Origin of the sequence: Dyella silvatica (assembly GCF_026283955.1) — a bacterium.
GTDB classification, from domain to species: domain Bacteria; phylum Pseudomonadota; class Gammaproteobacteria; order Xanthomonadales; family Rhodanobacteraceae; genus Dyella_C; species Dyella_C silvatica.
This window is the reverse complement of sequence record NZ_JAPDPE010000070.1, coordinates 1-26,969: the sequence shown is the minus strand read 5'-3', so window position 1 is coordinate 26,969 and position 26,969 is coordinate 1. Positions and strand designations below refer to the sequence as shown.

At 61.2% G+C, this 26,969-nt stretch carries 25 protein-coding genes; 6 read left to right on the top strand and 19 right to left on the bottom strand.

Annotated elements, in window-relative coordinates; all coding sequences use genetic code 11:
* The 5 genes from OUZ52_RS14350 to bioB all read right to left on the bottom strand — a co-directional run.
* A partial coding sequence (locus OUZ52_RS14350) for a methyltransferase domain-containing protein (protein ID WP_266159130.1) occupies window positions 1-633 on the bottom strand: 633 nt, incomplete at its 3' end.
* Between the two features lie 24 nt (window positions 634-657).
* Window positions 658-1,428 carry a pimeloyl-ACP methyl ester esterase BioH gene (gene bioH, locus OUZ52_RS14345; RefSeq protein ID WP_266159129.1) on the bottom strand — a complete coding sequence of 257 codons (771 nt, stop codon included), beginning with the start codon at window positions 1,426-1,428 and terminating at the stop codon, window positions 658-660.
* Window positions 1,425-2,222, bottom strand: a complete 798-nt coding sequence (locus tag OUZ52_RS14340; RefSeq protein WP_266159128.1) for a sulfurtransferase — start codon at window positions 2,220-2,222, stop codon at window positions 1,425-1,427. The genes bioH and OUZ52_RS14340 overlap by 4 nt, the downstream gene beginning before the upstream one ends.
* Before the next feature lie 28 nt (window positions 2,223-2,250).
* Window positions 2,251-3,447 (bottom strand): 8-amino-7-oxononanoate synthase, encoded by a 1,197-nt coding sequence (gene bioF / locus OUZ52_RS14335; RefSeq protein ID WP_266159127.1) that lies wholly within the window; start codon window positions 3,445-3,447, stop codon window positions 2,251-2,253.
* Between the two features lie 84 nt (window positions 3,448-3,531).
* Entirely contained in the window at window positions 3,532-4,539 is a 1,008-nt protein-coding gene (gene bioB / locus OUZ52_RS14330; protein ID WP_266159126.1) for a biotin synthase BioB, read from the bottom strand.
* Window positions 4,540-4,682: 143 nt separating this feature from the next.
* On the opposite strand from bioB, the gene OUZ52_RS14325 reads away from it, so the two are divergent.
* On the top strand, window positions 4,683-4,889 hold the full coding sequence (locus OUZ52_RS14325) for a hypothetical protein (protein ID WP_266159125.1): 207 nt from the start codon (window positions 4,683-4,685) through the stop codon (window positions 4,887-4,889).
* Between the two features lie 13 nt (window positions 4,890-4,902).
* Window positions 4,903-5,610 carry a ComF family protein gene (locus OUZ52_RS14320; protein ID WP_266159123.1) on the top strand — a complete coding sequence of 236 codons (708 nt, stop codon included), beginning with the start codon at window positions 4,903-4,905 and terminating at the stop codon, window positions 5,608-5,610.
* Between the two features lie 40 nt (window positions 5,611-5,650).
* Here OUZ52_RS14320 and OUZ52_RS14315 read toward each other — a convergent pair whose 3' ends face one another.
* Complete coding sequence (locus OUZ52_RS14315; RefSeq protein WP_266159122.1) at window positions 5,651-5,986, bottom strand: hypothetical protein; 336 nt, start codon at window positions 5,984-5,986, stop codon at window positions 5,651-5,653.
* 135 nt (window positions 5,987-6,121) lie between these two features.
* Here OUZ52_RS14315 and OUZ52_RS14310 point away from each other — a divergent pair, with 135 nt between their 5' ends.
* Together OUZ52_RS14310 and OUZ52_RS14305 are read left to right on the top strand one after the other, a co-directional pair.
* Window positions 6,122-6,649 carry an ankyrin repeat domain-containing protein gene (locus OUZ52_RS14310; RefSeq protein ID WP_266159120.1) on the top strand — a complete coding sequence of 176 codons (528 nt, stop codon included), beginning with the start codon at window positions 6,122-6,124 and terminating at the stop codon, window positions 6,647-6,649.
* Window positions 6,650-6,729: 80 nt separating this feature from the next.
* Entirely contained in the window at window positions 6,730-7,209 is a 480-nt protein-coding gene (locus tag OUZ52_RS14305; protein WP_266159119.1) for a DUF3828 domain-containing protein, read from the top strand.
* A gap of 53 nt (window positions 7,210-7,262) precedes the next feature.
* On the opposite strand, the gene OUZ52_RS14300 is transcribed toward OUZ52_RS14305, so the two are convergent.
* On the bottom strand, window positions 7,263-8,219 hold the full coding sequence (locus tag OUZ52_RS14300; RefSeq protein WP_425493853.1) for an Lnb N-terminal periplasmic domain-containing protein: 957 nt from the start codon (window positions 8,217-8,219) through the stop codon (window positions 7,263-7,265).
* 406 nt (window positions 8,220-8,625) lie between these two features.
* On the opposite strand from OUZ52_RS14300, the gene OUZ52_RS14295 reads away from it, so the two are divergent.
* On the top strand, window positions 8,626-10,515 hold the full coding sequence (locus tag OUZ52_RS14295; RefSeq protein WP_266159117.1) for an esterase/lipase family protein: 1,890 nt from the start codon (window positions 8,626-8,628) through the stop codon (window positions 10,513-10,515).
* A gap of 42 nt (window positions 10,516-10,557) precedes the next feature.
* On the opposite strand, the gene OUZ52_RS14290 is transcribed toward OUZ52_RS14295, so the two are convergent.
* The 9 genes from OUZ52_RS14290 to ubiA form a co-directional block, all read right to left on the bottom strand.
* Window positions 10,558-10,929 carry a hypothetical protein gene (locus OUZ52_RS14290; protein ID WP_266159116.1) on the bottom strand — a complete coding sequence of 124 codons (372 nt, stop codon included), beginning with the start codon at window positions 10,927-10,929 and terminating at the stop codon, window positions 10,558-10,560.
* A 395-nt stretch (window positions 10,930-11,324) separates the two neighbouring features.
* Complete coding sequence (locus OUZ52_RS14285) at window positions 11,325-12,896, bottom strand: CehA/McbA family metallohydrolase (RefSeq protein ID WP_266159115.1); 1,572 nt, start codon at window positions 12,894-12,896, stop codon at window positions 11,325-11,327.
* A 24-nt stretch (window positions 12,897-12,920) separates the two neighbouring features.
* Window positions 12,921-15,422 carry a TonB-dependent receptor gene (locus OUZ52_RS14280; RefSeq protein ID WP_266159113.1) on the bottom strand — a complete coding sequence of 834 codons (2,502 nt, stop codon included), beginning with the start codon at window positions 15,420-15,422 and terminating at the stop codon, window positions 12,921-12,923.
* A 378-nt stretch (window positions 15,423-15,800) separates the two neighbouring features.
* Window positions 15,801-16,904 carry a sulfate/molybdate ABC transporter ATP-binding protein gene (locus OUZ52_RS14275; RefSeq protein ID WP_266159112.1) on the bottom strand — a complete coding sequence of 368 codons (1,104 nt, stop codon included), beginning with the start codon at window positions 16,902-16,904 and terminating at the stop codon, window positions 15,801-15,803.
* A 19-nt stretch (window positions 16,905-16,923) separates the two neighbouring features.
* Complete coding sequence (gene cysW, locus OUZ52_RS14270; protein WP_266159111.1) at window positions 16,924-17,790, bottom strand: sulfate ABC transporter permease subunit CysW; 867 nt, start codon at window positions 17,788-17,790, stop codon at window positions 16,924-16,926.
* On the bottom strand, window positions 17,787-18,614 hold the full coding sequence (gene cysT / locus OUZ52_RS14265) for a sulfate ABC transporter permease subunit CysT (protein ID WP_266159110.1): 828 nt from the start codon (window positions 18,612-18,614) through the stop codon (window positions 17,787-17,789). The genes cysW and cysT overlap by 4 nt, the downstream gene beginning before the upstream one ends.
* A gap of 9 nt (window positions 18,615-18,623) precedes the next feature.
* On the bottom strand, window positions 18,624-19,622 hold the full coding sequence (locus tag OUZ52_RS14260) for a sulfate ABC transporter substrate-binding protein (protein ID WP_266159109.1): 999 nt from the start codon (window positions 19,620-19,622) through the stop codon (window positions 18,624-18,626).
* 173 nt (window positions 19,623-19,795) lie between these two features.
* On the bottom strand, window positions 19,796-20,956 hold the full coding sequence (gene mltA / locus OUZ52_RS14255; protein ID WP_425493852.1) for a murein transglycosylase A: 1,161 nt from the start codon (window positions 20,954-20,956) through the stop codon (window positions 19,796-19,798).
* A gap of 15 nt (window positions 20,957-20,971) precedes the next feature.
* On the bottom strand, window positions 20,972-22,018 hold the full coding sequence (gene ubiA / locus OUZ52_RS14250) for a 4-hydroxybenzoate octaprenyltransferase (protein WP_266159104.1): 1,047 nt from the start codon (window positions 22,016-22,018) through the stop codon (window positions 20,972-20,974).
* A gap of 460 nt (window positions 22,019-22,478) precedes the next feature.
* On the opposite strand from ubiA, the gene OUZ52_RS14245 reads away from it, so the two are divergent.
* A complete protein-coding gene (locus tag OUZ52_RS14245) occupies window positions 22,479-24,020 on the top strand; it encodes a neprosin family prolyl endopeptidase (RefSeq protein WP_266159101.1) in 1,542 nt (513 codons plus the stop codon).
* A gap of 194 nt (window positions 24,021-24,214) precedes the next feature.
* Here OUZ52_RS14245 and OUZ52_RS14240 read toward each other — a convergent pair whose 3' ends face one another.
* The 3 genes from OUZ52_RS14240 to OUZ52_RS14230 all read right to left on the bottom strand — a co-directional run.
* Entirely contained in the window at window positions 24,215-24,580 is a 366-nt protein-coding gene (locus OUZ52_RS14240; protein ID WP_266159098.1) for a hypothetical protein, read from the bottom strand.
* Window positions 24,581-24,766: 186 nt separating this feature from the next.
* Window positions 24,767-25,207, bottom strand: a complete 441-nt coding sequence (locus OUZ52_RS14235) for a hypothetical protein (RefSeq protein ID WP_266159095.1) — start codon at window positions 25,205-25,207, stop codon at window positions 24,767-24,769.
* Window positions 25,208-25,240: 33 nt separating this feature from the next.
* Window positions 25,241-26,969 (bottom strand): RHS repeat domain-containing protein (locus tag OUZ52_RS14230; protein ID WP_323135350.1); only part of this gene is annotated, 1,729 nt, incomplete at its 5' end.

Genomic DNA, 26,969 nt, shown 5'->3' with positions numbered 1-26,969 from the left:
TTTCAGCAGCATGCGCGGTTCGCTGTAAGTCATGGTGTAGCGGTCGACATCCAGCACCGGGTCGCGCAAGCCCGCGGCAATCATCGCGTCGCCGAGGTCATGCATATCCAGAAAGCGGCTGACATGAGGCTGCTGGTCGGCCTGTGCCCAGGCGGCGCGCAATTCCTTCAGGGTGTCCGGGCCAAAGGTAGAGAAGGTAAGCATGCCGCCGGGCTTGAGCACGCGCGCGCATTCGCCGAACAGCGCAGCCAGGTCGTCGACCCACTGAAAGCAGAGATTGGAGTGCAGCACATCGACGCTGTGATCGGGAAATGGCAGCGAGGTGGCTTCCGCACAGACGCGGGCAAAGGGCTTGAGCCAGCTCATGTGCTGCTTGGCGGTGCGCAGCATCGGCAGGGCGAGATCGACAGCAATGACCTGTGCCTTGGCGTAGCGTTTTTTTAGCAGGGCGCTGCCACGGCCGGTGCCGGCGCCTACGTCGATCACCCGTTCCGGCACGGGTAGATAAAAATCCAAACGCTCAAGCAACAGCCCTTGTACTTCACGCTGCAAGGCGTCGTGCTGTTCGTAGCTGCCGGCGGCGCGGCCAAAATTATGCCGCACCTGGCGGCGGTCGATGTGGAAATCGCTCATGACATCACACTCATCAAACCGCACTCATCGAAAGGCATCCAGCAAGGGTGCGAACGACTGCGCGACGGTATCGGCATAACCAAAGAAAGGCGCATGGCCGGCGTGCTCGATACTGAGGTAGTGCCCACCACACTGGCTGGCCGACCACTCCATCGCTGGCGGCGGCACGAGCCGGTCGCGATGCCCGGCGACCCAGATGCTGGGCACGGTAAGGTCTGGCAGCGCCGCGCGGCGGTCGCTGTTTTCGAGAATCCGGATGCCTTCCTGCAACACCCGCAAATCAGGTTCGCCACGGGCGAAAGCCAGCGCCCGCAGATGGCGCAGTTCGGCGCGCGGATCCGGGCTGCCCATCGCCTCCAGGGTAAAAAAGCGTTCCAGGGTGGCGTGGTAATCGGTTTCGAGGTCGGTGGCGAGTTGATGCACCAGCACGTCGTTGCTGCCATGCGGCCAGCCCGCATCGCGCACGAATTTGGGCGTGGCGCATAACATGCCCAGCGCGCGTGCCTGGCGCGGAAACTCCAGTGCGGCGGTCAGTGCGATCAAGCCACCCATCGACCAGCCCAGCCAGATCGCCGGCGGGGTCGCGGCGGCGATGGCGGCAGCGCAGGCATGCGGCTCCAGCGGCAGGGCGCTGGCGCGCGAATAGCCATGGCCTGGCAAGTCGACCACATACAACGTGCAGCGTTCGCTCAATGCCTTGACCAGGGGCTCCATCACGCCGCCGTGCATGGCCCAGCCATGAATCAGCACCAGCGGCACCGGGCCTTTGCCGTGCGTCTCGATATGCAGGCTCATGCCTGCTTCTCGTCATGCTTCTTCGACGAGCTTGCGGCATCGTCAATGAATGGCTCGTCCGACAACGGCGAAGGCGACAGCTGCTTATCCACGGCGCCGCGCTCGTCGAAGACAAAGCAGTCGCCGCGCCAGTGGGCGCCGTCGGTTTCCTCGAAGTATTTCAGGATGCCGCCCTCCAGCTGATAGACATGCTCGATGCCGAGGTCTTGCATATGTAGTGCGGCTTTTTCGCAACGGATGCCACCGGTGCAATAAGACACCACGGTCTTGTTCTCATAGCGCTGGCGGTCGGCGGCAATCGCCTCAGGGAACGCGGTGAAACTGCTGATACGGTAATCCACGGCATCGACGAAGGCGCCGACGTTGGTTTCGTAATCGTTGCGGGTATCCAGCAGCACCAGTTCGCGGCCATCGTCGTCGCGGCCTTGTTGCAGCCAGCGATGCAAGGTGGCCGGGGTCACGGCAGGGGCGCGTGCGCCTTCCGGGCGAATGGTCGGCATGCACATGGTGATGATTTCCTTCTTAAGCCGCACGCGCATGCGGCCAAACGGAATCGCCTCGGATATCGATTCTTTCGGGGTCAGGTCGGCGAAACGGGAATCCTCGCGCAGCCACGCCATAAAGCGGTCGATCGGCTCGCGCGGGCCGGCCAGAAACAGGTTGATGCCTTCAGGCGCAAGCAAAATCGTGCCTTTCAGCGCCAGGTCATGGCAGCGCTGCAACAGGCGTTCGCGCAGCGCCGGGAGGTCATCCAGGCTGACAAAGCGGTAGGCGGAGAGATTGACGATCGACATGAGGGGGGCGTATGCGGCTAATCGGCGATTATACGTGGGGCCCCGCAGCGCTGCCCTGCGGCAGTTTGCCGAGCGCCTCCAGCAGCTGATCCAGATGCTCGTCTTCGTGAGCGGCCGATAGCGTGATACGCAGGCGCGCCTGCCCCTTCGGCACCGTGGGCGGGCGTATCGCGCTGACCAAAAAGCCCTGCTGTTCCAGCGCCTTCGCCGCGGCCAGCGCGGCATCGGCATCACCGAACAGCAGCGGCTGAATGGCGGTGGCGGAGGGCATCAGGGCAAGCCCTAGCTGAGCCGCGCCCTGCTGGAAGCGCTTGATCAGCGCGGCCAGCCGTTCGCGCCGCCAGTTTTCCGCGCGCGCCAGTCGCACCGCCGCCGATGCGGCAGCGGCCAGCGCCGGCGGCATCGCCGTCGTATAGATATAGGGCCGCGCCGACTGCAGCAGGCCATCGATCAAGCTGGCCGAGCCGGCGACAAAGGCGCCATGGCAGCCGAGCGCCTTGCCCAGCGTGGCCATCAGTACGGGTACCTCGTGTTGGCCGAGGCCGGCGGCCAACACGCTGCCGGCGCCCTCATCGCCAAGCACGCCGATGCCATGCGCATCGTCGACCATCAAGCTGGCGCCTTCGCGCGAACACAGCGTGGCCAGTTCGCGCAGCGGCGCGATATCGCCATCCATGCTGAATACGCCGTCGGTGGCGAGCAGGGCGGCGGCATGCGGACGCGTGCCGAGCTGGCGTGCGGCGGCGCCGATATCGCCATGCGGATAGCGCTTTAACTCAGCGCCGCTCAGCTTGGCGCCGTCGAGCAGGCAGGCATGATTGAGCTTGTCTTGTACGCAGATATCGTCGGCGCCCAACAACGCTTGCAGCACCCCGAGGTTGGCCATGTAGCCGGTGGAGAACAGCAAGGCGCGTTCGCGTCCGGTCCATTCGGCCAGGGTTTCTTCCAGGGCGGCGTGTTCGGCGCGATGGCCGCAGATCAAATGCGCCGACGTACTGCCGACGCCTTCATCATCGACGACCCGCTTGAGGGCGGCGATCAACTGCGGGTGCTGGGCCAGGCCGAGATAGTCGTTGCTGCAAAACGACAGCAGCTGCTTGCCGTCGAGCTCCAGCCAGGGGCCGTCGGCGTGCTCGATGGTGCGCAGGCGCCGGCGCAGGTTCGCTTGCTCACGTTCAGCCGTTTGGGCGGCTAAACGTGAAAGAAGACTGGGGCGTGATGACATCGATCCGTTCTTCGGTAGCAGCGCACCCTGTGCGCCGTGGCATGGCCGCTGTGCCGGCGACAGGGTGGGGCTTCTGCGAATGCTTCAGGCAACGCGGGATTCGAGAATGTCGGCATGTACCGTATTGGATTGCTCGACGATCTCCAGCGGATACATGTCTAGCCGGGCCAGCAGGCTGCGGTCGTGCTCCACATCGGGATTCTTGGTGACCAGCAACTTTTCGCCGTAGAAAATCGAGTTGGCGCCGGCAAAGAAGCACAGCGCCTGCACGGCGTCGTCCATTTGCTCGCGGCCGGCGGTCAGGCGCACCACCGAGGCCGGCATCAGCAGCCGGGCGACGGCAATCGTGCGTACGAACTCGAACGGGTCCAGCGCCTGGGTGCCGTTAAGCGGCGTGCCTTGCACTTGCACCAGCTGGTTGATCGGTACCGATTGCGGATGTTCCGGCAGGTTGACCAGGGCTTGCAGCAGCCCGGCGCGCTGGTCGCGCGTTTCGCCCATGCCGACGATGCCGCCGCAGCAGGTTTTCAGGCCCGCCTCGCGCACATGCGCCAGGGTGTCGAGCCGGTCCTGGAACTGACGGGTATGAATGATCTCGCCGTAAAACTCCGGCGCGGTATCCAGATTGTGGTTGTAGAAATCCAGGCCAGCGGACTTCAAGGTATCGGCCTGTTCGCCGCTCAGCATGCCGAGCGTGGCGCAGGTTTCCATGCCGAGCGCCTTCACCGCCGAGACGATTTCAGCCACCTTGGCGACATCGCGATCCTTCGGACTGCGCCATGCCGCGCCCATGCAAAAGCGGCTGGCGCCAGCGTCTTTCGCCGCCTGGGCGCGTTCCAGCACGGCGTCCACACTCATCAGCTTTTGCGCTTGCACACCCGTGTCGTAGCGGGCTGCCTGCGGGCAGTAGGCGCAATCTTCCGGACAGCCGCCGGTCTTGATCGAGAGCAGGGTCGAGATCTGGATCGCATTCGGATCGTGATGCTCGCGGTGCACGGTGTGCGCCCGATGCAGCAACTCGTTGAATGGCAAGGCGAACAGCGCGGAAATCTCCTCGCGCGTCCAGTCGTGGCGAATAGCTGCTGCGACCATGGAATCACTACTCCGATACATGAAGCGCGACAGTGTGGCAGGGCTATCCAGACTGTCAACTCAGTACGCAAGCGTCTGGTTGACGATGCAGTATTAAGCCCAGCCTCGCTACCATCACCGCCTACTTCTAAGGAGCCATCGGTATGACGACAGGACAGGGCAGCTCGGGCAACGTGTTGGCTGCTATTTGCAGCTTCTTTATTCCGGGCCTTGGTCAGCTGGTGCAAGGCCGTTTGCTCAAGGCCGCCTTGATGTTCGTGCTCGCTGGCGCGCTGTGGATTATCTGGCTGGGTTGGCTTGTCCACCTGTGGTCGATCTACGACGCGGCGGTGTACAAGCCGGGCGGTTGACCGCATGTCGCGCATGGAAGCGCTCATCCGGGGATGGCAGCAGCTGCAACGCATGCTGTTGCCATGGCGCTGTCTGCTGTGTGGGGCGGCAGGCGGCGAAGGCATGGATCTTTGTGCCGGTTGTGCCGCTGAGCTGCCGCGCAATCACCGTTGTTGCGCGCGTTGCGCCTTGCCGTTGCCACTGCCTGCCGCGCTTTGCGGTGAATGCTTGCGGCGTACGCCGCCGTGGGATGCGGCCTGGGCACCGTTTCGTTATCTGTGGCCGCTGGATCGCCTGGAATCACGCTTTAAGTTCAGCGCGGACCTGGCCGCCGGTCGCTGCCTTTCAACCATGTGGCAAGGTCAGCCCAGGCCCCTGGCGCAACCGCAGTTAATCGTGCCGGTGCCGCTGCATCGCAAGCGCTTGCGCCAGCGCGGCTACAACCAGGCCTTAGAGCTGGCGAAACCCTTGGCGCGGGCGTGGAACATTCCCCTGCGCCACGACGTACTGCAACGTCAGCGTGCCACCGACGCGCAAACCGAGCTCGATGCCCGTGCGCGCCGACGCACTGTGCGCAATGCGTTTGCCGTGCGCCAAGGCCTGCCGCTGCCGGCGCATATCGTCGTGCTCGATGACGTTATGACCACCGGCGCCACGCTGGCCGAATGCGTGCGGGTGCTGAAGCGGGCCGGCGCCGGGCGAGTGGATGTATGGGTGCTGGCACGTGCGCCGCGGCATTAATTTCAGTGCAAGCGCGGGCGCCAGATTATCGGCGCCATCGTCATGCTCGGTAACCGGACGGGATAAGCCAGCCCAATAAAACCAAGCCGAAAAGCACGCACATGCTAATGATAAAACCGTTGCAGGCTTGGATACGCCCGTATTTGCGAAACACCCATCCGATGATGGGGAAAAGCGCAATCAGTAGCGGAAGTTGAAGCCCTACCAGGATCTCGTCGAATGTGCTGCGCGGCTGCTGCAACGGCACGCGCAGAAAATCCAAAAAGAGCGGGTAAATCAAGAGCGGTATGAGAACCAGGCCGACCGCAGCCAGCACGCCCTCGAAGCCCCTGCTGCGGTCACTTGCTCGGCGGTCCATCATGGGGGCGTCTTTCATCAGGGATAAAACCTGGGTGCGTCGTAAAGGGGTGAATGCCTGATGCAAGGCAGATTTTTATACTCGAAGTCTCGCTATCATTACCGCTAGCGCAAGGCCATGCCGCGCTGATAACCCGGTCGCGCAGGTCATGCGATGGATTCGCATGGTGTTACCGACCCTGTTCGTCATTTCAAGCTCGGTGATTTAATGAAACGCTGGTTGCTGCCCTTATTGGCCCTGTCACTTGTTATCGGCACTAGCGCTATCGCGCTACCGGCCAAGCCGCTGCCGGCCAGCTATAAAAGCATGATGCAGGCGATCGAGAAGAATCAGCTCGAAACGGTCAATCAGCTGCTCCAGCAGCACATCAATTTGCGCAGGCATGAAGACAGCCGCGCGGCGCCGACGTTTCTGACCCAGGCGGCCTTGCTTGGCCGTAACGAGATTGTCGAGGCCCTGCTCAAGGCCGGCGCGGACAAAGAGGACGTCAATGGTGATGGCTATACGCCACTCATGAGCGCGATTTTGGGCGAACACCGTGATACGGCGGCGCTGTTGATCAAGAACCAGGCTGACGTAAACGCGGTGGCTTACCAGGGCGATACGCCTTTATCGATGGCCAAGAGCGGCAAAGACGCGGCGCTGGTCCAGCTGCTGATCCAGGCAGGCGCAAAGGAATAATCGCGTAGCGCCGCTACGCGTATCGTCATCGAAGCGCCGTGATTGAACGTGCAACCAACTTATCAATGGAGTGATGTCTGATGAAGTCGCAGCAATTTAAGATTTTCGCCGTATCGGTTTTCGTGGCCGGCAGCATGCTTTGCCATATGGCTTTTGCCGCCGATCCGGTAAAAACGGATGCGTCCGCCGAGGCGTTTTTACGACGGGTCTATGCCACCTATCAGATAAACCAGGAGCCGCCGCTGCTGGAGAGCATCGCTACCCCGGCATTGCGTGATTTGCTTCATCAAGAGCAAGTGGCTTTGGATGGTGAAATGGGCGTCCTCGATGCGGACCCGCTGTGCAACTGCCAGGACTACGACATCAAGGTGCAGAGCATCCACTTCGATCATCTGAGCGACACGCGTGCTTCGGCGGTGGTGAAGTTCACCAATTTCGGCAAGGCCAGCGAACCGGTCGAACTGGAATTGGCCAAGGTCGGGGGCGTGTGGCGCATTGACGACGTAGGAGGTCTGCAAAAGGCGCTCAGGGAAGAACTCGCCTCGCTCAAGAAGCACTGACCCAGGCTTACGCCCAGGTCAAGGCGGCAGGCAGCGACAATAGCCCGCCGCGATCAGTTCATGCCGGCCCGGATCGCCTTGGAAAAATCCTCGCCCGGGGCTGCGTTTCTGGCCCGGTCAGTGATCCGTCCGCGCCGGCGTAGCTCCTCGACGGAAACACGGTTGTCCAGCGCGCCGACTTCTTGCAAATAGCCCGGCAGATAGCCGGTCAGCAGTAGGCGGATATCGCGCGGCAGCCCCGGGCTGATCTGCTTGGCCATGCGATAGACGATGGTCGTGCAGTTCGAGGTGATGGTGTTATAGAACGCCGGCTTGTCGACCAGCGTGTTGGCGGCATGCACATACGAGAGAAACAGCGCGCGCATGGTCGGCTTGTCCATGCGCAGCGGGTAAAGATAGTCGTCCTCGCCACGAACATTGGTGCGCACCCGGATGATGTCGCTTTCATCGGCGGCGATCAGAATCGTCTCGAACTGCTTGAAGAAACCGCCAATCTCGGAAAACTGCTCGTTGCGCTTCTTGCGGATTTCCACCGAGAAGACCACATGGCTGTCGTCATCGAAGCCGAACGAGATCATGGCGTGGGCAATCGCCGGGCTACCCCAGTAAGAAAGCACCGCATCGGCGGACGCCAGCCGGTCGAGATCGTAGTGGCGGGTTTCCCAGCGCACATCGTAGTCGTCCTCTTTGCGCCAGTTGAAGTTGCGCACGTTGCTTAGCGTGACTTCGCTGCCTGCCACGCTGCCATGCAGCAGGCGGGCGACATCGTCTGACCAGATCCGCTGATTCGACGGCGCAATCGAAACCCACCAGCACAGCAAGGCGGCATAGGCCACGACGTAGACCGCCAGCGGTAGCCAGCTGCGCCGGGCGACGGCGAACACGACCAGCGCGATAACCGCGACGACCCAGACCACGCTGCCGGCAGTTCGGGTGACGCTGCCGCCGGGCAATTGATACCACAGCGCCAGCGTGCCCCACGCCCCGGAAACAAAGGTGATCAGCGCCATCAGCCCGATGACGAGGGCCCTGCCGATTGAGCGGTACTTATTGGTCATGTCGTTTCCATGAGGTATCGAGACATAAGAAATCGAGGCATAAGAAGCAGCCTTCCATGTTGTGCTGGCACGGCCAGGTCGATACGGCGAAAGCTGCTCACGGTAACCGCCGTCTCCCCGGTAGCGTAATACTTTGCCGCATCTGCCCTGCCCAGGGCAGCGAAAGCCCCGTGACGACGGCTGCCGCCATCGCTGGCGAGCACCATGAAAGAAGCGATGGCAACAGTCCAGCCCTGGCGCCCTTGAGCCGGCACCGGCTATCTGGGCGGCGACTCGCGGCTGGCGGCTTGATACTCCGTTTGCACACCCCGCATGGCTACAATCGCGACTTAGTCGCCGTGAGTGGATGTATCGCCGCATGAAACAGGGACTGCCAGCCTGGGTAACGCGATATGTCGTACTGGCGATGCTGCTATGCCTGCAAGCCTGCGCGATGGTGGATGTCAGCCACATCAAGTCGCATGAGTACGTCACTGAGCGCCGCAACGATGTGATGGCCACCGGCAAGCTGAGCGACTGGACCATCCAGTCGCTCAACGTCGTTGCCCTCACCGCCGACAGCTGCGCCAAGGCCTTCGCCGAATGCACGGAAACCGTCGCCCATTCGCCGGGTCTCGATGATGAGCAGCGCCTTTCCGCCCTGTCCGAGCTATGGCTGGGCAAGGCGATCAAGAGCGATCACGACGACGGCAAGGCGTCGATGGACGATCAAACCTTCGATGCCTTCCTGACATCGGCGCGCTATGCCTACGCCTATCTTTTCTATACCAAGCGGCAGCCCGCCGAGCGCATCTTCGAATTTCGCCAGGAGCAGGTGATTGGCTTCTACAACCTGTCGGTGCAGCGCACGGTGGTTCGCTTTTTCAGCGAGCTGCCCAAGCTGGACCCGCAATGGTCACAGACCTCGCTGGCCGGCTGGACCATGCTGCGCCCGCAGACCGATGCTAAGCTGGCCGACCATGCGCGTATCCCCGCCGAGCTCATCCCCTCCACGTCATTGCGCTTTAACGGTTTGCGCAATGTGTATCGACGCGATGGATTTGGCTCGGAGTTCGTTGCCGTCACGCCAAACCCGCCATCGGCGGAAGAGCTGCCATGGCGCGACCCGGAGTGCGAGTCGGTGACTGGCGCACTGGGCTTTGACGGCGCGACGCTTGCCGACGTGCTGGAATCCAAGCAGGTCCAGCTGCTGGTCAGGAATCCGTATCGCGACGAGACCATTACCGTCGGCGGCCACAGCGTTCCGCTGGCGGCGAACTTTACCGCCGCCTATGGCGTTTTTCTGGCCCGCTCCGGCTTCGCCACCCAGTCGATTCGCTCATTGTTCGGCCGCGAGGGTGGGCTGAAGACACCGCGGATCTTGCTGATGCAGCCGTATGATCCCAACCGCCTTACGGTAATCATGCTGCATGGCCTGGCCAGCAGCCCCGAGGCCTGGATCAATGTATCGAACGAAGTGATGGGCGATGAACAGCTGCGGCGTAACTATCAGGTATGGGAGGTTTACTACCCGACCAACGCGCCGATTGCCGTGAATCTGGCCGGCATTCGCAAGGCACTCAATGCGACATTTCAGCACTTCGATCCCAGCGGGCAGGCGCGGGCGTCGAACAACGTGGTCTTGGTCGGGCACAGCATGGGCGGCGTGATTGCCCGGCTGCTGGTGTCTTCCAGCGGCGACAAACTGTGGGGCGTGGTGCCGGCGCGTGCGCATTTGTCGGCCGAGAAACAGGCCCGCCTGCGTGAGCGGCTGGCGCCTTATTTGCAATTCACGCCGATGCCCCAGGTCACCCGCACCGTTTTCCTCGCTTCACCGCATCGCGGCACCCCGTTTGCGCAGCAACGCCTGGCGCGCTGGATCGGTAACCTGATCCGCCTGCCTGCCAACGTATTGAAGGAAATCGCCAGCTTCGCCGACTTGCTCAAGGACGACACCGCCAACGGCGGCCCGATCCGTGTGCCGAACAGCATCGATAATTTGAACGATACCGACCCCTTCGTCATGGCCGCCGCCGATCTGCCGATTTCCCCGGCGGTGCGCTATCACACCATTGTCGGTGTGTATAAATCGAACGGTGGGCCGTTGTCGTCCTCCAGCGATGGCGTGGTGCCGTATCGCAGCGCACACCTTGCCGGCGCCGATTCCGAGCTGGCTATTCCGTCATGGCATAGCGTGCAAGAAAACCCCGCGGCCATTCTGGAGCTGCGGCGGATTCTGCGCTTGCAGATTGCCGCGGCAGCGCATTAGGCGATACCGCGCGCCGGGTCGTGCATAAAAGAACACGCTCGATCATCCGGCCGCGCCTTTCAAGCCCTGGCCAATGGCAAACAAAAGCCAAGAAAACAGCGTGGCCGCCAAGATCAGTGCCATGGCGATAACACTGGTGGTGACGACAAACCCGCGCGTCTCGCGATGACGTCCGCGTTTTTGCAGCGACAAGCGGGTGAGGACGGCGATACCCATCAATAAAAACGGGAAGAGCCAGGCAAACAAGATCATGGCGATGGCATCGTTCATCCCGAAAATAGACGACGCCAGCAAGCCCGCCGCACAGGCCAGCAATACGCCCAGGGTATGGCCGATGGCGCGGATGAAACCGGCAAAAAAGGAGCTACGGTCAGGTGTCGCCGGGTGCTCGGTGGAAGCGTCTTTCACAGGCATGCCGATAATGTTTCCATTGATGAGTCGCTCCATGGGGCGGCGGCGCGGCGGCTGACATAAGCCTGGCGAAGCCTCTGGCTTGAATGCTATCGGACTCTAGCGGAGAACAGCCCATGGCTGTGTGGTTGCCGCTGGATGCTGAGGGCAAGCCCAGCGAAAGCCATGAATGGTCGCATGCGCCATGGGCTTTTAGCGCGGTGGACGATTGCGGTGGCTCGCACGATAGCTGCGTCGTGATCTGGGGGCGCGAGCGCACGGTGTTTCACCTCCTGCGGCAGCTCCGTCCTGTGGTCTGGCCAGTGGGCATGCACGCTTGTCGCAAGCCGGCGCCCCTCTCCGTAAGCCGGAATCAAGCACCCATCACACCGCCCGCGGCGCCACCAGCTCCATAGCACTCAGTGCGCTAAACCCGGCGCCGTCAGATAAATCGGATTGCCGATCAACAACGGCTTGCCGGAGGCATTGCGCACCTCGACACGCAGCCAATGCGCCTGGCCATCGGCGGGCCAGTCAAAGCGAATGTGCTGGTCGATATCTTTGATCACGGTGTCATGCATCGAGGCCAGCGGTTTGCCGTCGAGCAGTACGACCAGGGTCGCACCGACGGCATGGCTGACATGGCTTTCGAACGAGACATTGCCGCCCGTACCCACAGCCAGGCTATCGCCCATGCTGGCTTGTTGCTGATCGTGCCGCGCGCTGAGTTCCAGTAAGCGGTCCTTGCTGCCTTCGACATCGATAAATACATGTCCGGCGCGGATGCCATCGAGTATCGCTGGCATCGACAGTTCGCTGGCATAGACCACGGTGGTGGGCAGGTTGCTGGCCAGGGCGCCGGTTTTCAGGTCGGCCTGGAAGGCGTTGTGGCTGTCGCTGCCACCGATGCCGGTGAGCCGGTAACCCTTGGCCAATTGCTGCTCCCAGAACGGCACGGCGGAGAACGGCGTGCCGGCGTCGAGGCCGTTGACGATCTCGATCGCCTGCACCAGCGCCATGTCCACCGGTGGATCGGCGACCCAGGCGCAGCCCAGGCAGAGTTCGCCGCCGGGGCGAATCGCGTGATTGATCGAGATCAGCCCGTGCAGCGGCGCGACGGCGCGCAACAAGCTGTTCCAGTCCGGCACGCTGGGGCTGCCCACGCGAAAGTCGACCGGGGCGGTAGTGCCGAACAAATTGGCGTGGCCGGTGAAGCTGGTGACCTCGCGTCCAGGGATTAGCAACAAGCGGTCGAAATACGGTTGCAGTTCGCGCAAGGCATTCGCTTGCGAGGTGGTGTTGTGCTCAGTGACCGCGATGAAATCGAGGCCGCGCTGCACCGCGCCGAGCACGGTGAGAAACAGCGGGCAGGGCACCCGCTGGCCGCTTTGGCTGTTGCAAGTACCGTCGCTGTGCGCGCTGTGCATATGCAGGTCGCCGCGATACCAGCCGGCTTCCTTGCGCAGCGGTGGGTTCAGTACCGCCGGCTCCCACGCCGGGTCGTTCGCATGGCCAAACCAGATCTTCGCCGTGTAGCTGGCATGGTTGTCCTTGCGGATATTGGGTATGCCCAGCAGCAGGCTCCAGCGTCCCGGGCGAATCGGCCCGGGCAGATACGAGGGCGTGGCATCGCTGACGCCGACGGTAAATAGCTGCTTGCTGCCGCCGCTCCAGCCGCGAAAACCGTCCTGGCTATTGAAACCCTTGAGCTTGCTGCCGTCGGGTCCGAGCAGGCCGAGGTCGATAGTGGTGTGCTGATCGTGGCCGCTGTAATCGAATTGCACGGTGATCCGCGTGGTACCGGCGGGCACCTCGAACGGCACGTTGCGATAGGTCTGGTGATCTTTGCCGCTCAACTCACCGCGCAGCACCAGGTCCGCCGCGGGGCGATCCGGCGGCACCTCGGCGGCGCGCGTGTTGGTCAGCATGCCGAACAACAGCACCAGGGCAGCGAGTGCATTCGCCAGCCAATACGAGTGACGCTGATTCATGGTGATGGGTCTTCTGCGGTTCACTTAAAAGCGATACATGATGGCGGCGCGATAAGCGCGGCCGAGAATCGGCCGGGCGATAAAACTGTTCTTGCCGGCGTCGCCGCTCAGCAGCTCACCGGCGCGTGGATTGCCTTCGGTCAGGCCGAGCGAGTTGGTGATGTTGTCGGCATAAAAGTACAGCGAGCACAGTTTGGAAAGGTCATAGCGTGCGCTGGCGCTGAGTACGTTATAAGCCGGCAAACGCACCGAGTTGGCGGTGTCGACGTAGCGCATGCCTTCATGTTCGTAAGCCAGTTGCAGGCGCAGTTTTCCGTCGAGCAGGTTCACCCCGGGGACGACGCGGTAGCTCACCTTGGGTACGCGGATCAGTTGATTGTTGTCGTAGTTACGCAGCACCGGTCCGTTATTGACGTTGTCGGTATAGCTCAGGCCCTGGTATTTCGGGTCTTGCCAGGTGGCGGTGGCCTGCACATCGAACCAGCTGGTCGCAAACCAGGTGCCCTCGAACTCAAGACCCTTGGTCTTGGTGTTGGCATAGCCGGTCTGCGGTGTGGACGAGGTGTTGGTCGAGTTGAATACGTAGTTGCTGAAGCCGACGTTGTTGTACTTGGTGTAAAACGCAGTGGCATAGATGTCGAACTGACGGTCGGTGTACTTGTAGCCGATCTCGCCCAGCTTCATGGTCTGGGTGATCGGCGTGGCGGTGGGGCTGGTGATGTAGCTGCTGAGATTGGGCAGGCGGAACGTCGGCGTCCAGCGCGCGAACAGGCCGGAGCGCGGGGTGAACTGCCAGTTCGCGCCCAAGGTCCAGCCGAGCTTGCTGAAGGTGTGGTCGAACGGCACGAACTGGCCGGTGCCGGTCAGCACTTGTGAGCTGACCGGTGAACCCAGATTCAATGTCTGTTTCAGCTCGGTATTGCCACGCGTATTCACCTGCTCCCAGCGCACGCCGCCGTCGATGCGCAGCTGGTCGGTGACCTGCCATTCGTCGGAGATATAAAACGCGTGACTGGTAGAGGTGCCGCTGGCGTTTTCCCACTCGTAGCCATAACGATAGATACCGTGATCGCTGAGATTGCCGACCGGCTGACCCGCGGCATTGACCGCGACCAGGTCGAGCAGCCTGGCGTTGTCTTGCACATCGAGCAAAGCCAGCGAGGAGTAGCGGCTGAAATCCTGATCGAAGCGGGCGTAGTTATAGCCCAGGGTCACGTCGTGGGTCTGCCCGCCCCATTCGAACTTGCGTAGCAGCCGCGTATCGTTGTCGATCTCTTTCACCGGCATGGTGACGCCGCGCAGGCCGCCGATCACCATCAAGCCATTTCCATTCTGGCCGGGGTCATTGGGGCCGCCGAGGTCAAACACTTTGCTCGGGTTATCGGTATAGCGAAGCTGCAGGCCGGCGGCGCCCGCCGGGATACTCTTGGCGACCGAGGCGAGAAAGGCGCTGCCGCTTTGCAGCTGGTTGGGAAACATGCCGTTGCGCTGGGTATGTGTGTCGCTATAGCGCACCGCCTCGGCCAGCTTCCAGTCGTCGCCCAGGTCGAAATCGACCTTCAAGGTCAGTTGATCGCGCTTGACGTGGGTGCCATCGGTATTGTCGAAGTTGTACAGGCTGCCGTCGGCCTGCTTCATCAGCACGTGCTCGGTTTCCGGCCCGGCCAGCGTGCCGTAGTTGCCATCGAAGCCGGCCACCGCCTTGATCTTGCCGTCGGGGTAGGTGCGCATCGGGATACCAAGGTAAAGCGCCACCTTGTCATCCATATGTTTGTAGTCGACGCTGAAGCGGCCGTGTTCGAAATCCTTGGCCAGATTGACGCGGAACTGGCCGCCGTCGTCGGCATGAAAACCCGGATCGCGAATGCCGTTATCGACGCGGTAAAAGCCGCCCATGCCGAGCTTCCAGCCGTTGCCCAGCGGTGTGCCAAACCACATGTCGGCGCGGTTCAGGCCGTAGTCGCCCACAGTGAACTTGAACAAGCCTTCGGCCGTGTCGCCGACCTGGCGTGGAATGAAATTGATCGCGCCCGCCGGTGCGTTGGAATAAAACACCGACGACGGACCACCGCGAACCACTTCGATGCGTTCGATGGTTTCATCCAGACGAAAGGCCTGGTCGGCGTTGAGATAGCCCAGGGCGGGGTCGTGCTGCACCGGCACGCCGTCTTCCAGCAAGGTCACCGAGCCATAGCCGTCCACCGGAATACCGCGTGCGCGGATATTGCCGCTGGCCTCGCCGCCGGAGGCTTCGACCCAGAAACCCGGCACCGATTTCATCGCCTCGGTGACCGAGGTCGGCGCCTGCATGCGCAGCCGATCTTCGTCGATGGTGGTGACTGAATAACTGGTTTCGGCCTTGGTGCGGGTATCGACGCCTGAGCGTGCGGTAACGACCAGGCCGTCAAGGTTTTTTGCCTTGCTGCCCGCGGCATCCTGGGCAGGCTGGTCTTGAGCGTAAGCCGGCAGTGCGGCACAAACACAAAGCGCCAGCATGATGGCGCGAGATAAATGGGAGGTACGCAAGGCCCTGGCTCCGGTCGAGATAACAGCACAGAGCCTTGCGTCAGCACAGCAGTCGGGATGCGGCGACATAACAGCCAATGGCAGCTGTGCAGAAGGCATCCTTGTCTTCATTTATTTCGGCACAGGCTCTAATGCTGGCTAGCCTAGGTCGCCGCTGTGACAGTTAAGCGCAGGTTAGATGACATGATGTCGTCAATATTTAGACGTCTAAATAAATGTATGACAATCGCGACATATCAGTGATTGAGGGCCGTGGCCGATGACCTGGGTCACTGCCATGCCCGCGCCCATGCGTGTATCGGTCTTCAGCTGGCGGTGGCTAGATTGAACCCTCCCCTGTAAGGGGAGGGAGTGCAATGAGACGAGCTTGGGACTGCTCTAAGCCCGCTGATGAGGCTTCAGCACGCGGCGATCTTCCGGCTTCGCCTCGCCGGGGGCATCGAGCAGCGGGAACACGGTCGCCGTGCGCGCTTCAACATAAAGCTCGGCGCCCGGTTGCAGGCTCATCTGCAGCAGATCTTCGCTGGGCACGTCGACCTCGATGATTTGTTCCGAGGCATCCAGCGCCAGCTCCAGGTGGGCGACGCTGCCGGCCAGATAGATATGCCGCAGGTGCGCCTTCCAGCCGCTGGCGGACAGTGCGAGATGTTCGGGACGGATATACGCCACCGCGCGGTCGTAGCGTCGTGCCCAGGGGTCGGCACCCAGCTCGAGTGCGCCACAGATCAGCCGATCCTGCTCGCGTCGCAGCTCGAACTTATTCACCTTGCCGATGAACTCGCAGACAAAGGGTGTGGCCGGTTGCTGGTAAATCGCTTCGGGGGTGCCGACTTGTTCGATGCGGCCGCGATTCATTACCGCGACGCGGTCGGCCAGCTCCAGTGCTTCTTCCTGGTCGTGGGTGACGAACACGGTGGTGAGGCCGAGCTCTTCATGCAGGTTGCGCAGCCAGCGACGTAACGCGATACGCACTTGCGCATCCAGCGCGCCGAAGGGTTCGTCCAGCAGCAACAGTTCGGGTTCCACCGCCAGTGCGCGGGCCAAGGCCACGCGCTGGCGCTGACCGCCCGATAGCTGTGCCGGAAAGCGTTTGCCATAGCCTTCCAATTGCACGCGCTTGAGCAATTTTTCCACCCGCGCGCTGATTTCCGCCCGCGCTGGCCGTGCATGGCGCGGACGCACGCGCAAGCCAAAGGCGATGTTTTCGGTGACGGTTAAATGGCGAAACAGCGCGTAGTGCTGAAACACCAGGCCGACCTTGCGCTCGCGCGCATTCATATTGAGCAGGTCATGCCCGCCCCAGGTCACGCTGCCGGTCTGCGGGTAATCAAGGCCGGCGAGAATGCGCAGCAAGGTGGTTTTGCCTGAGCCGGACGAGCCGAGCAGGGCCAGAAATTCGCCGGGTGCGATCGCCAGGCTGACATCGTCCAGCGCGGCAGCGTCGGTAAAGTGGCGACTGAGATGGGACAGCAGCAAGGTCATAGGTATCGGCTATCCGTTCTCAATGTCCAGCGGGCGTGTGCTGAGCGATTTGATCGCCGTAACGCCATTCCAGCAAGGTCTTTACCGCTAGGGTGAGCAGCGCCAGCAGGGCCAGCAGCGAGGCCACCGCAAAGGCGCCGACATAGTCGTATTCGTTGTAACGCATTTCGACTTCCCGCGGCATCGTGGTGGTCAGCCCGCGAATATGCCCGGAGACCACCGAGACCGCACCGAACTCGCCCATCGCCCGCGCCTTGCACAACAGCACGCCGTATAGCAGGGCCCAGCGGATATTCGGCAAGGTCACGCGAAAAAACATCTGCCAGGCGCTGGCACCCAGCACGCGGGCGGCTTCTTCTTCATCGCTGCCTTGCGCCTGCATCAGCGGAATCAGTTCGCGTGCCACAAACGGCAGGGTAATGAAGATGGTCACCAGCACCAGGCTGGGCACGGCGAAAATGATGCGCACGCCATGCTGATCCAGCCAGGGGCCAAACCAGCCTTGCGCACCGAACAGCAACACATAAAGCAGGCCTGAGATCACCGGCGATACCGAAAACGGCAAATCGATAAAGGTGCCGAGCAAGGCCTTGCCGCGAAACTCAAAGCGGGTCATCGCCCAGGCCGCCGCCACGCCGAAGATCAGGTTCAGCGGTACGGCGATCGCCGCGACAAATAAGGTCAGTCGCATCGAGGACAAGGCCTCGCGCTGGGCGATGGCTTGCATAAAGGCGTGGACGCCGCTGCGCAGCGCCTCGACAAAGACGGTGGCCAGCGGCAGCAACAAGAACACGCCCATAAAACAGACGACGATGAGGATCAGCAAAATATGCAGCAGTAGTCGCGGCCAGGAGACCGGTCGGGATACGCGAGGGGTGGCCTTCATGCGGAACGCTCCGCCCAGCGGCCGCTCCAGCGCTGCAGTCGCGCGATGACGATGAGCAGCACAAATGAGAAGCACAGCATGACCACGCCCAGCGCGGCGGCGCCTGCATAGTCGACTTGTTCCAGTTTTTCCACGATCAGCAACGGTGCGATCTCTGAATGCATGGGGATATTGCCGGCGATAAAGATGACCGAGCCGTACTCGCCCACGGCACGTGCCAGGGCCAGCGCAAAACCGGTGAGCAAGGCTGGCATCAGCATCGGCAGGATCACGCGCATAAAGGTTTGTAACCGAGTGGCGCCCAGGCTGGCGGCGGCCTCTTCGACATCGCGGTCCATCGCTTCGAGTACCGGTTGCAAGGTGCGCACGACAAAAGGAAAGCCGACGAAGACCATCGCCATCATCACCCCCAGTGGGGTGTAGGCGATCTGGATGCCCAGCGGCACCAGCCATTGGCCGAGCCAGCCATTGGGCGCGTAGATGGCGGTCAAGGCGATACCCGCCACCGCCGTGGGCAGGGCGAACGGTAGATCAATAAATGCATCGAGCAGGCGGCGACCGGGAAAGCGATAGCGAGTCATGACCCAGGCCACCAGCAAGCCGATCACGGCATTGAATACGGCAGCCACCAGGGCGCCCCCGAAGCTCAGACGCAAGGCGGCCAGGGTGCGTGGCGAGCTAAGCAGTTGCAGCAACTGATGCAGGCCTACGCCGGAGGCCTTCCATGCCAGGGCCGCTAGCGGTAGCAATACGATCAGCCCGAGATACGTCACCACGTATCCCAGGCTGAGGCCGAATCCAGGTAAAACACGACGACGCTGCATCGACCGACCTTAGCGGCTTTGATTGAGGCGATCGAACTCGCCGCCGTCATTGAAAAACCGCGTTTGTGCCTTGCGCCAATCGCCGAACACCTCGTTGACGGTGAAGGTCTTCAGCGTCGGAAACTGGCCTGGAAACTTGGCCGCGATATCCGCCGAGCGCGGGCGATAAAAATTCTTTGCGGCGATGGTCTGGCCTTCCGGTGTGTACAGAAACTTCAAATACGCCTCGGCCACGGCACGGGTGCCGTGTTTGTCGGCATTGCTGTCGACCACGGCCACCGGTGGTTCGGCAAGAATGCTGACCGACGGCGTGACGATCTCGAACTTGTCCTTGCCCAGCTGCTTTTGCACCAGCAGCGCTTCGTTCTCCCACGCCAGCAGCACATCGCCGATGCCGCGCTGGGCAAAGGTATTGGTGCTGCCACGGGCACCCGTGTCGAGCACCGGGACATTTTTATAGAGCGCGCTGACAAACGCGCGCGCCTTGTTGTCGTCACCGCCGGGCTGTGTCAGCGCATAGCCCCAGGCGGCCAGGTAGTTCCAGCGCGCACCACCCGACGTTTTCGGGTTCGGGGTAATCACCTGCAGGCCCGGCTTGATCAAGTCGGCCCAGTCATGAATGCCTTTCGGGTTGCCCTTGCGCACCAGAAACACGATGGTCGAGGTATAGGGCGAGGCGTTTTCGGGCAGGCGTTGCTGCCAATCGCTGGCGAGCAATTTGCGATCGGCAAGTACGTCGATGTCATAAGCCAGGGCCAGCGTCACCACATCGGCGGGCAAGCCATCGATCACCGAGCGTGCCTGTTTGCCCGAGCCGCCGTTGGACATTTCCACCGTCAGCTTGTCGCCATGCTGGGTCTGCCATTGTGCGGCGAAGGCTTGATTGACGTCGCGGTAAAGCTCGCGGGTGGGGTCGTAAGACACATTGAGCAGGGTCACCTCTTTGGCCTGCAGCGATGCCACGGCCAAGGTTGCCAACACACCCAGTACGAACGGGATCTTCCTCATATCTCTGCCATCCTCCGAGTATCGTCGACGAACATCCGAATGCCGAAACATTCAGCTGGCATTAGTTATCGCTGATGTTGGCGTCGATGATGTTAAGAGCTTGTCCTGCCATGCGGCCTTATGCCACGCATGAATATGCGATGGCCAAAGGGCATAACACGGCCCCGGCCGGGTTATTTCGCCGAGGCACTGGGCAAGGCCACGCCTCTGGGCCATAGCAGCCACAGCCGTCCAGCCTGTTTCATACGCCCGGCCAGCTCGCCGGCCGAATCGCCGGTACCCAGAAACAGATCGGCGCGCACGGTGCCGGCGATCGCGCCACCGGTGTCTTGCGCCGCCACCGGGCGCGACAGGTTGAGGCCATCCGGCGTCGTAGTCGACATCCACACCAAGCTGCCCAAAGGAATCGCCCGACGATCGACCGCCACGCTATAACCCGCCGTCAGCGGCACGTTGAGCGAACCAGAGGGGCCATCGTTGCTGTCGGGTTTGCGCTCGAAGAACACATAGCTGGGATTGCTCGCCAGCATGTCGGCGATGCGCGCCGGATGCGCCGTGGCCCAGGCGCGAATGCTTTGCATGCTGACATCGGCCGACTTCAGCTCACCTTGTTCCACCAGCCATTTGCCGATGGCGCGGTAAGGGCGCCCGTTCTGGTCGGCATAAGCCAGCCGCAATTGACGGCCGCCGGGCAATTGCACACGGCCCGATCCCTGGATCTGCAGAAACTGCAAATCCATCGGATTGGTCAGCCAGGCAATCACCGGTGCCTTCGAGCCATTGCTGGCAATCGTCGATGCCGCATCGTAAGGAACCAGCGTACGGCCCTTAAGCCGTCCACGCAGGCGCTTGCCCTTGAGTTCGGGGTAGACCTCATCCAGCGCGACTACGATGAGATCGTCAGGCACCGCATAAACCGGCACTGTTGCCTTGGCCGTGCGCGTCAGGCTGCCGACATATACCGGCTCGTAGTAGCCGGTGATCAGGCCCTCGCGCCCTTCGTCGGTGCCCAGCGCATAAATGTCCAGCTGGCTTTGCATGAAATCGCGCACCGCCGCCGGTGACAACGGCAGCTTGGCCGCCGCCTGGCACGGTTTTGCCCAGACGGCATCGTTCTGAAGTTTGACGCAGCCCGCGCGCCACGCCTTGAAGCCCGCGACCACCTCGGTGTCGCTGGTCGGCGGCAAGGTATTCCAGGTAACCGGCGTGTCGGTGGTGGTGGTGGTCGAGGGGCTCACCGGCTTGACCGATGGATGAGTGCAACCGGCGAGCAGGGCGACAACGGTGCCTGCGGCGATCAGGCCGTGGCGAAGCGATAAGCGATTCCAAAACAGCAAACGTGACTCTCCTCAGCGCACGGCCAGTGCCAGCGCGATACCGATCCATAACACCATACCGAGCCAGTTGTTATCACGAAAGGCCATAAGGCAGGCATCGCGGGCGCGGGCACGAATCTGCCACAGCTGCCGCCCGAACAAACCCGCGGCGATGAACAGGCCCAGCCAGTATGGCCAGCCCAGCGTGGCGCGCTGGCCGACAAACAGCATCGCCAGCAAGAAGGTAGCCATCAGAATGCCGAGAATCGGCAGGTCGGCATCGCCAAACAAAATCGCCGTCGACTTGGCGCCCGCTTTGAGATCGTCATCGCGATCGACCATGGCGTATTCGGTGTCGTAAATCACCGACCACAGGATATGGGCAATGAATAACAGCCAGCCCAGCGGCGGCACGCTGTTGGTCACAGCGGCAAACGCCATCGGTATCGACCAGCCAAACGCCGCGCCCAGCACCACCTGCGGCATGTGGGTGTAGCGCTTGGTGAAAGGATAAATCGCCGCCAGCGCGGCGCCGGCAAATGACAGCTTGATGGTCAGCGCATTGGTGAACAGCACCAGCACGAAGGCGAACACCAGCAAAGCAGCGAACACCAGCAGCGCCTCACGCGGCGTGACCCGCCCGCTGGCGATCGGCCGCCCGGCAGTGCGGGCAACCTGGGGGTCGAGCTTGCGGTCGGCAAAGTCGTTGATGGCGCAGCCGGCGGCGCGCATGGCGAACACGCCGAGGGTAAAAATAATCAGCGGCTTCAGCGGCGGGAAATCACCGGCGGCCAGCCACAGCGCCCACCAAGTCGGCCACAGCAACAGCAGCGCACCGATCGGTCGGTCCATGCGGGTCAGCACCAGATAGTCCAGCGCCTTCTCGCGGATATGCGGCGGCAGCTTCTGCAACAGCCAGCTCAGTACGCGGGTGGCGCGGGTCGAGCTGTCGGCCGGAACCGGCACAGCGCCAGGTGCAGGCGTCGGTGCTGGTCTCACGTGCGGCGTGGACGGCGGGGTGGCGGTGCGCTTCTGGCGCTTACGGGAAGTGGGAGCCATGCCGCGCAGTTTAGCTTGCATGCCGCGCGGCAGGTGTGCGTTCTATCCCGCGGAGTCGCCAAGCGGCGCCACCGCTTGGATGCGCAACGGTACGGCCCGGCGGTCGTGCCGCTATGCAAGGTATGCGCCGCCCACATACCGTGGCACGGCATCCATGGCCGGCCCTGGCATGCGTCGAGACGATGCAGCGGTCGCCAGATCGGTTTGATGGCAACGGCAGCCATATATATAGACGTCCAAATCCATCTTCGGCGAATGCACCCTGGAGGCACCGCCCGATCACCCAGGTAGGGTGTCGCGATTTCTTTCGCGTTGTAGCTATGAGCCTGCTCATCGCCCCCTCGTAGCACGCGTTGCCGTTGAACAAGCTCGAACGGGTCAGGGGGCCCGGTTTTTCATGCTGGATAACCACCGCGTGGGCGCTTAAGCCCTGCGCAACGATAAGTCGTTCCCTTCATAAACGCAGCGGAGATTAACTCACATGACGAAATCATCCCTGGCGCCCGCGCGCCACCGCTTATACCTCGCCATCGGAAGCTTGCTGCTGATCGGCACCGTAGGCATCGCCTCAGCCGCATCCAGCCCTGGCAGCACGGTAGGCCACGAGCCTGACCCTGCTGCCGTGATGCCGCCGATTGCCAATCCGCCGGTAGCGCTGCAGGTGCGCTCGGCCAGTGCCATTCCCAAGGGCTGGGTGTACTCCGACGCTGCGTTTCCCTCGATCACGCCCGAGTTCCAACAGTTCAGGGCAGCCACCCAGAAAATCACCTACGAGCAGTTGACCAAGGCCGGCAGCAAGATCAGCCGCGCCGAATTCGAGCGCATATCGAAGTACATCGACAATGCCTACAGCGGTCTTACCGTGGTCAAGACCATCCAGATGGACGGCCAGATTTTCGACTGCATCCCCGCCGCACAACAGCCCGCCCTGCGCGGCGGCAGCGCCGTGGATACCCCGCCCGGCGATGACGATATTCCCGGCATCAGCCAGGCCGAAGAAAGTTCGGCAGGTTTGAGTGAAACCTGCGGTGGCGGCACCGTGCCGTTTGCCCGGTTGGATATTCGCGACGTGGCGAGCTATCCCAGCCTGAAAAGCTTTTTGAAGAAGGGCGTACGCGCCAAGCCATTGCTAGCAAGCGCAAAAGCCGCCCAGGTGGAAACACCCAAGGTCGGCGACCATCAATACGTCGTCGTGCGCACCAACCCGGCGCATGTGAATGGCGGTGGCGCCGACTTGAACGTGTGGAAGCCGCCGGTCGATCCGGCCATGGACGACTACCGCATGTCGCTGATGCAGATCTGGGTCTCCGGCGACAACAGCAAGCACGAGACACAAACCCTCGAAGTCGGCTGGCAAGTACAACCGCTGGCATGGAAAACCCCCAAGCCCACCCCGTTTATCTATTCCACCCAGGACGGCTACAACAAGACCGGCTGCTACAACCTGGAGTGCAAGGACTTTGTGCAGACCTCGCCCAAGGTGGTATTCGGCAGCGCCTTTGCCAATGACGAATACAGCAAGAGCGGCGGCGCGCAGCGAGTGATCAAGGTGGCATGGCACCGCAAAAACAAAACCGGCAACTGGTGGCTAAAGGTCAACGGCGACTGGATCGGCTACTACCCCGCCAGCCTGTACGAAGGCGACCTGGCCAAGGCCAGCAGCGCGCTCACCTTCGATGCGGGTGGCGAAATCGCCGCACCCGATGGCGGCCCCAGTCTACCGATGGGTAGCGGCAAATTCGCCGACCTCGGCTACAAGCAAGCGGCATACATCACCGCCATGCGCTACTTGAACAAAAACGAGAAAACCGCCGACGTCGACCTGGACAAGGCACAACTCCTGCTGACCTATCCCAAGTGCTACACCCTGGCCTTGGCCGGCATGTTGGGCGACGAATTCGCCAACGGCCTGCCCGATGGCGTCAGCACGATTGGCCGCAAACCCGTATTCCACGGGCCAAGTTTCTATCTCGGCGGCCCCGGTTCAACTAACAAAGCCTGCAAGGCCTCCATCGTCAATTGATTCGTCAGCACGGATGTAGTGATGCGATGAGCAACCCGGGTGTGCCGGTAACGGCACACCTGGTTTCTGTGGTGAGCCACTCGATACGCCGAACAAAGTGTTCAAGGCGTGAGCCGTAGGTTGGCGGTGAGCAAAGCGAACCCCAACGATCTGCGGCGACTCGCCATGTTGGGCATCACTTCGTTCAGCCCAACCTACTTGCCGGCTCCGTCGGTTTGGCTTTTCCACTTCATCATGACTTGAGCAAAGTACAGGCGCGTCGGTACACACGTCATAGTCTTATTCGTGGATGCTTGCCATTTAGCGTCATGTTGAATGGCAGCACTGATGTCCTTGACGCTTTGCTTATAAGCCGTGGTGAGTGCTGCATCACCATGCAACTCCTGGTCAGCCAACTGTTTGAAGGCCTTAAGCTGCTCCGCTGGAACACTGCAAGCTTCTTTGCCAACCGCATACTGACCACCAAGTTGCTTGGCACGATCTGCACCTGTTAAAGGTTCGGTGGCAAAGCTGTGCGAGCCGAAAAGCATCAAAGCAGTAGCAATAGCCAACCTACGCATAGTCGTGAACCTTGAGTGCGAGTTGATTCGTCGAAAACAGGGTTGATGTGAGTCTACGGGTTGCGGTGAACGTGAGTGAACCCAAACGATTTGCAGCGACTTGTCACGATGGGTACTACTTCGCTCAACCCAACCTGCCTACTTGATGCTCGTGTATTGCCAGTACTTGCCACTTCACCTTTTCTATCATGGGCCTTCATACGTGAAATTGTTTTCCACATAGACGACCTGACCAAAATCATTCACAAAGGCTGAAAAATACACACCACGTCCCGGACGTAGTTTGGCTACGTCCGTTATGACATATACCTTCGTAATACTTTCGTCCTTAATCAACGTTCGCTGGGGTGCGTAATGACAAATGGCCCCCACCCCTTCCGCGCGCACTTCGAAACTCAAGTGCGCCCTCTTCAATAAATATATAAATTCGCCTTCATTCACAGGGAGTCTGAGAGAGGAATCATACATTTGCGCAAAATTCTTTTCCCTATACCCAGCGGAAAAACCATTAAGGTGGCCGGTAACAAACTTATCGAGACCGCAACTATCGACACTCTCCGCCGGGCATGAGCACATACCAATAAGGAAGAAAAATGCCACCAACCCTTGACTGCCATTCTTTTTCACGATCGCACTCCCCAAAAATCTTTGAGCGCCACCTTAATGGCACTGCAGCAAATTTACTGGCAATCTTGTTCCATGCCCTGGGGCTGAGTCCTGATTAGAAGGAAGTCGCCCAGTGATCGCATAATAGGCAGCGTTCGCAAACGCATTTGAGTTAGTGGTTTTCGCACGGTAAGTAATTTGCGCCTTATTAAAAGTTGACGCAATATCTTGCGCCTCTTTTATCACAACACTTATATCGTCAGGCAAAATTACATCTGAACCTAATAGATTATGATTATCATGACTCATCGACTCTTGTGATTTCTCCCAGGTACTAAATGTGGCTTGAATATACATATCTTTGTTCGTCGCCGGATCGGTGGCCGAACTATTGAATGGTGCATATTCCGAAGGATAGCTACCGGAAGGACCTGCGCGAAGTACGTAACCCTGAGTTGAATTTGTGTCTTTGAACACAATGAACTCATGATTTGCACCTAAGGTTAGCGGTATGGGGTGGTACATAATCCAGACATCTGTAGCTAGCCCAAGTGGATCGACACCACTTAGCGGACCATTACCAACCGCAGCATATGTGCTGACGCCACCGGATAATCCAATCGGGTCACTCTCTACATACCGCCCGGTAGCCGCGTCATAACCCCGGTTGATGTTGTCGCTGATCCCTGACTCCGCATCAAAGTACTGCCCCGGGAAGCGCAGATTGAAGGCATAACCACTGGCTGACGTTGGTTGTTGCTCCCCAAACGCATTCCCCGCATAGCTCCACTGCCACAGTGTCGTGCCGGTGGCATTGGTCACCGCACGCGGCGTACCTAATCCATCGGCATGAACATAGTTCACCGTGCTGCTGGTACCGGTGTTGTCGATGGCTGCAATGGGCAACTCACCCAACCACACGTAATCGCGCGAGCCACTGGCCGATTGCTCGGTCAGCAGCCGCGATGCCTCGTCATACCCAAAGCGCATATCGATCGCGCTGGGGAAGCTCGCGGTCTTACGCACGCGCTGCCCGTTGGCATCGTAGGTATAGCTGGCCACATCCTGACCATCACGGTTGACGCTCTCCAAGCGATTACGGGCGTTGTAGCGATAGATGTACTGATCAGCACCCAGCTGGTTGGTGACGGTGTTGCCGGCCGCGTCGTAGGTGCGCGCGGCCGCGCCGGTGCTGAGCAGGTGGTGGGTGCCGCTGGCGTAGGCGTAGGTGCCGGTGGCGAAGAGGCCGCCGGTCTTGCTGAGACGGTCGCCGGTCTTGCTGTAGGTATAGGCCTCGATCGCTTTGCCGGTGGGGTCATTGATGCCGGTAAGGCGTTGCAGCGGATCGTAGGCGTAGCTTTCGCTGTTGGCGCCGCTCAGCGTGTTGATGTTGCCGGCCGCATCGCGGCTCCATTGCAGGTTGAGTGCCGGGCTGGTGACGCCACTGAGCTGGCCGTTGGCATCGAAACTGCGGGTAATGGTTTGTCCGCTGCCCAGGGTGTAGCTGCTGACCGGGCCGAACGGCTGGTAGCTGACATTGCTGACCAGCGACACGGCGCTGCCGCCACCGGCCGGCGTGAGGCTGACGGCGGTGATCTGACCATTACTGTTGCGGGTATAGCTGACCTGGGCGCCGCTGGGATAGGTAAGGCTGGTGAGGCGGCTACCGGCGGTATAGCCGTAGCGGGTGGTGGCGGTGTTTCCAGCCACGGTCAGCTGTTTGCTGGAGCGACGGCCGAGACGGTCGTAGCAGTACACCGTGGTGGTCGTACTTTCGATGATC

Excerpts from the sequence above, each read along its gene's own strand:
- bioH (WP_266159129.1), bottom strand. The coding sequence starts at position 1,428 with ATGAGCCTGCATATCGAGACGCACGGCAAAGGCCCGGTGCCGCTGGTG.
- OUZ52_RS14340 (WP_266159128.1), bottom strand. The coding sequence starts at position 2,222 with ATGTCGATCGTCAATCTCTCCGCCTACCGCTTTGTCAGCCTGGATGAC.
- bioF (WP_266159127.1), bottom strand. The coding sequence starts at position 3,447 with ATGTCATCACGCCCCAGTCTTCTTTCACGTTTAGCCGCCCAAACGGCT.
- bioB (WP_266159126.1), bottom strand. The coding sequence starts at position 4,539 with ATGGTCGCAGCAGCTATTCGCCACGACTGGACGCGCGAGGAGATTTCC.
- OUZ52_RS14325 (WP_266159125.1), top strand. The coding sequence starts at position 4,683 with ATGACGACAGGACAGGGCAGCTCGGGCAACGTGTTGGCTGCTATTTGC.
- OUZ52_RS14320 (WP_266159123.1), top strand. The coding sequence starts at position 4,903 with ATGGAAGCGCTCATCCGGGGATGGCAGCAGCTGCAACGCATGCTGTTG.
- OUZ52_RS14315 (WP_266159122.1), bottom strand. The coding sequence starts at position 5,986 with ATGAAAGACGCCCCCATGATGGACCGCCGAGCAAGTGACCGCAGCAGG.
- OUZ52_RS14310 (WP_266159120.1), top strand. The coding sequence starts at position 6,122 with ATGGATTCGCATGGTGTTACCGACCCTGTTCGTCATTTCAAGCTCGGT.
- OUZ52_RS14305 (WP_266159119.1), top strand. The coding sequence starts at position 6,730 with ATGAAGTCGCAGCAATTTAAGATTTTCGCCGTATCGGTTTTCGTGGCC.
- OUZ52_RS14300 (WP_425493853.1), bottom strand. The coding sequence starts at position 8,219 with ATGGCGCTGATCACCTTTGTTTCCGGGGCGTGGGGCACGCTGGCGCTG.
- OUZ52_RS14295 (WP_266159117.1), top strand. The coding sequence starts at position 8,626 with ATGAAACAGGGACTGCCAGCCTGGGTAACGCGATATGTCGTACTGGCG.
- OUZ52_RS14290 (WP_266159116.1), bottom strand. The coding sequence starts at position 10,929 with ATGCCTGTGAAAGACGCTTCCACCGAGCACCCGGCGACACCTGACCGT.
- OUZ52_RS14285 (WP_266159115.1), bottom strand. The coding sequence starts at position 12,896 with ATGAATCAGCGTCACTCGTATTGGCTGGCGAATGCACTCGCTGCCCTG.
- OUZ52_RS14275 (WP_266159112.1), bottom strand. The coding sequence starts at position 16,904 with ATGACCTTGCTGCTGTCCCATCTCAGTCGCCACTTTACCGACGCTGCC.
- cysW (WP_266159111.1), bottom strand. The coding sequence starts at position 17,790 with ATGAAGGCCACCCCTCGCGTATCCCGACCGGTCTCCTGGCCGCGACTA.
- cysT (WP_266159110.1), bottom strand. The coding sequence starts at position 18,614 with ATGCAGCGTCGTCGTGTTTTACCTGGATTCGGCCTCAGCCTGGGATAC.
- OUZ52_RS14260 (WP_266159109.1), bottom strand. The coding sequence starts at position 19,622 with ATGAGGAAGATCCCGTTCGTACTGGGTGTGTTGGCAACCTTGGCCGTG.
- ubiA (WP_266159104.1), bottom strand. The coding sequence starts at position 22,018 with ATGCAAGCTAAACTGCGCGGCATGGCTCCCACTTCCCGTAAGCGCCAG.
- OUZ52_RS14245 (WP_266159101.1), top strand. The coding sequence starts at position 22,479 with ATGACGAAATCATCCCTGGCGCCCGCGCGCCACCGCTTATACCTCGCC.
- OUZ52_RS14240 (WP_266159098.1), bottom strand. The coding sequence starts at position 24,580 with ATGCGTAGGTTGGCTATTGCTACTGCTTTGATGCTTTTCGGCTCGCAC.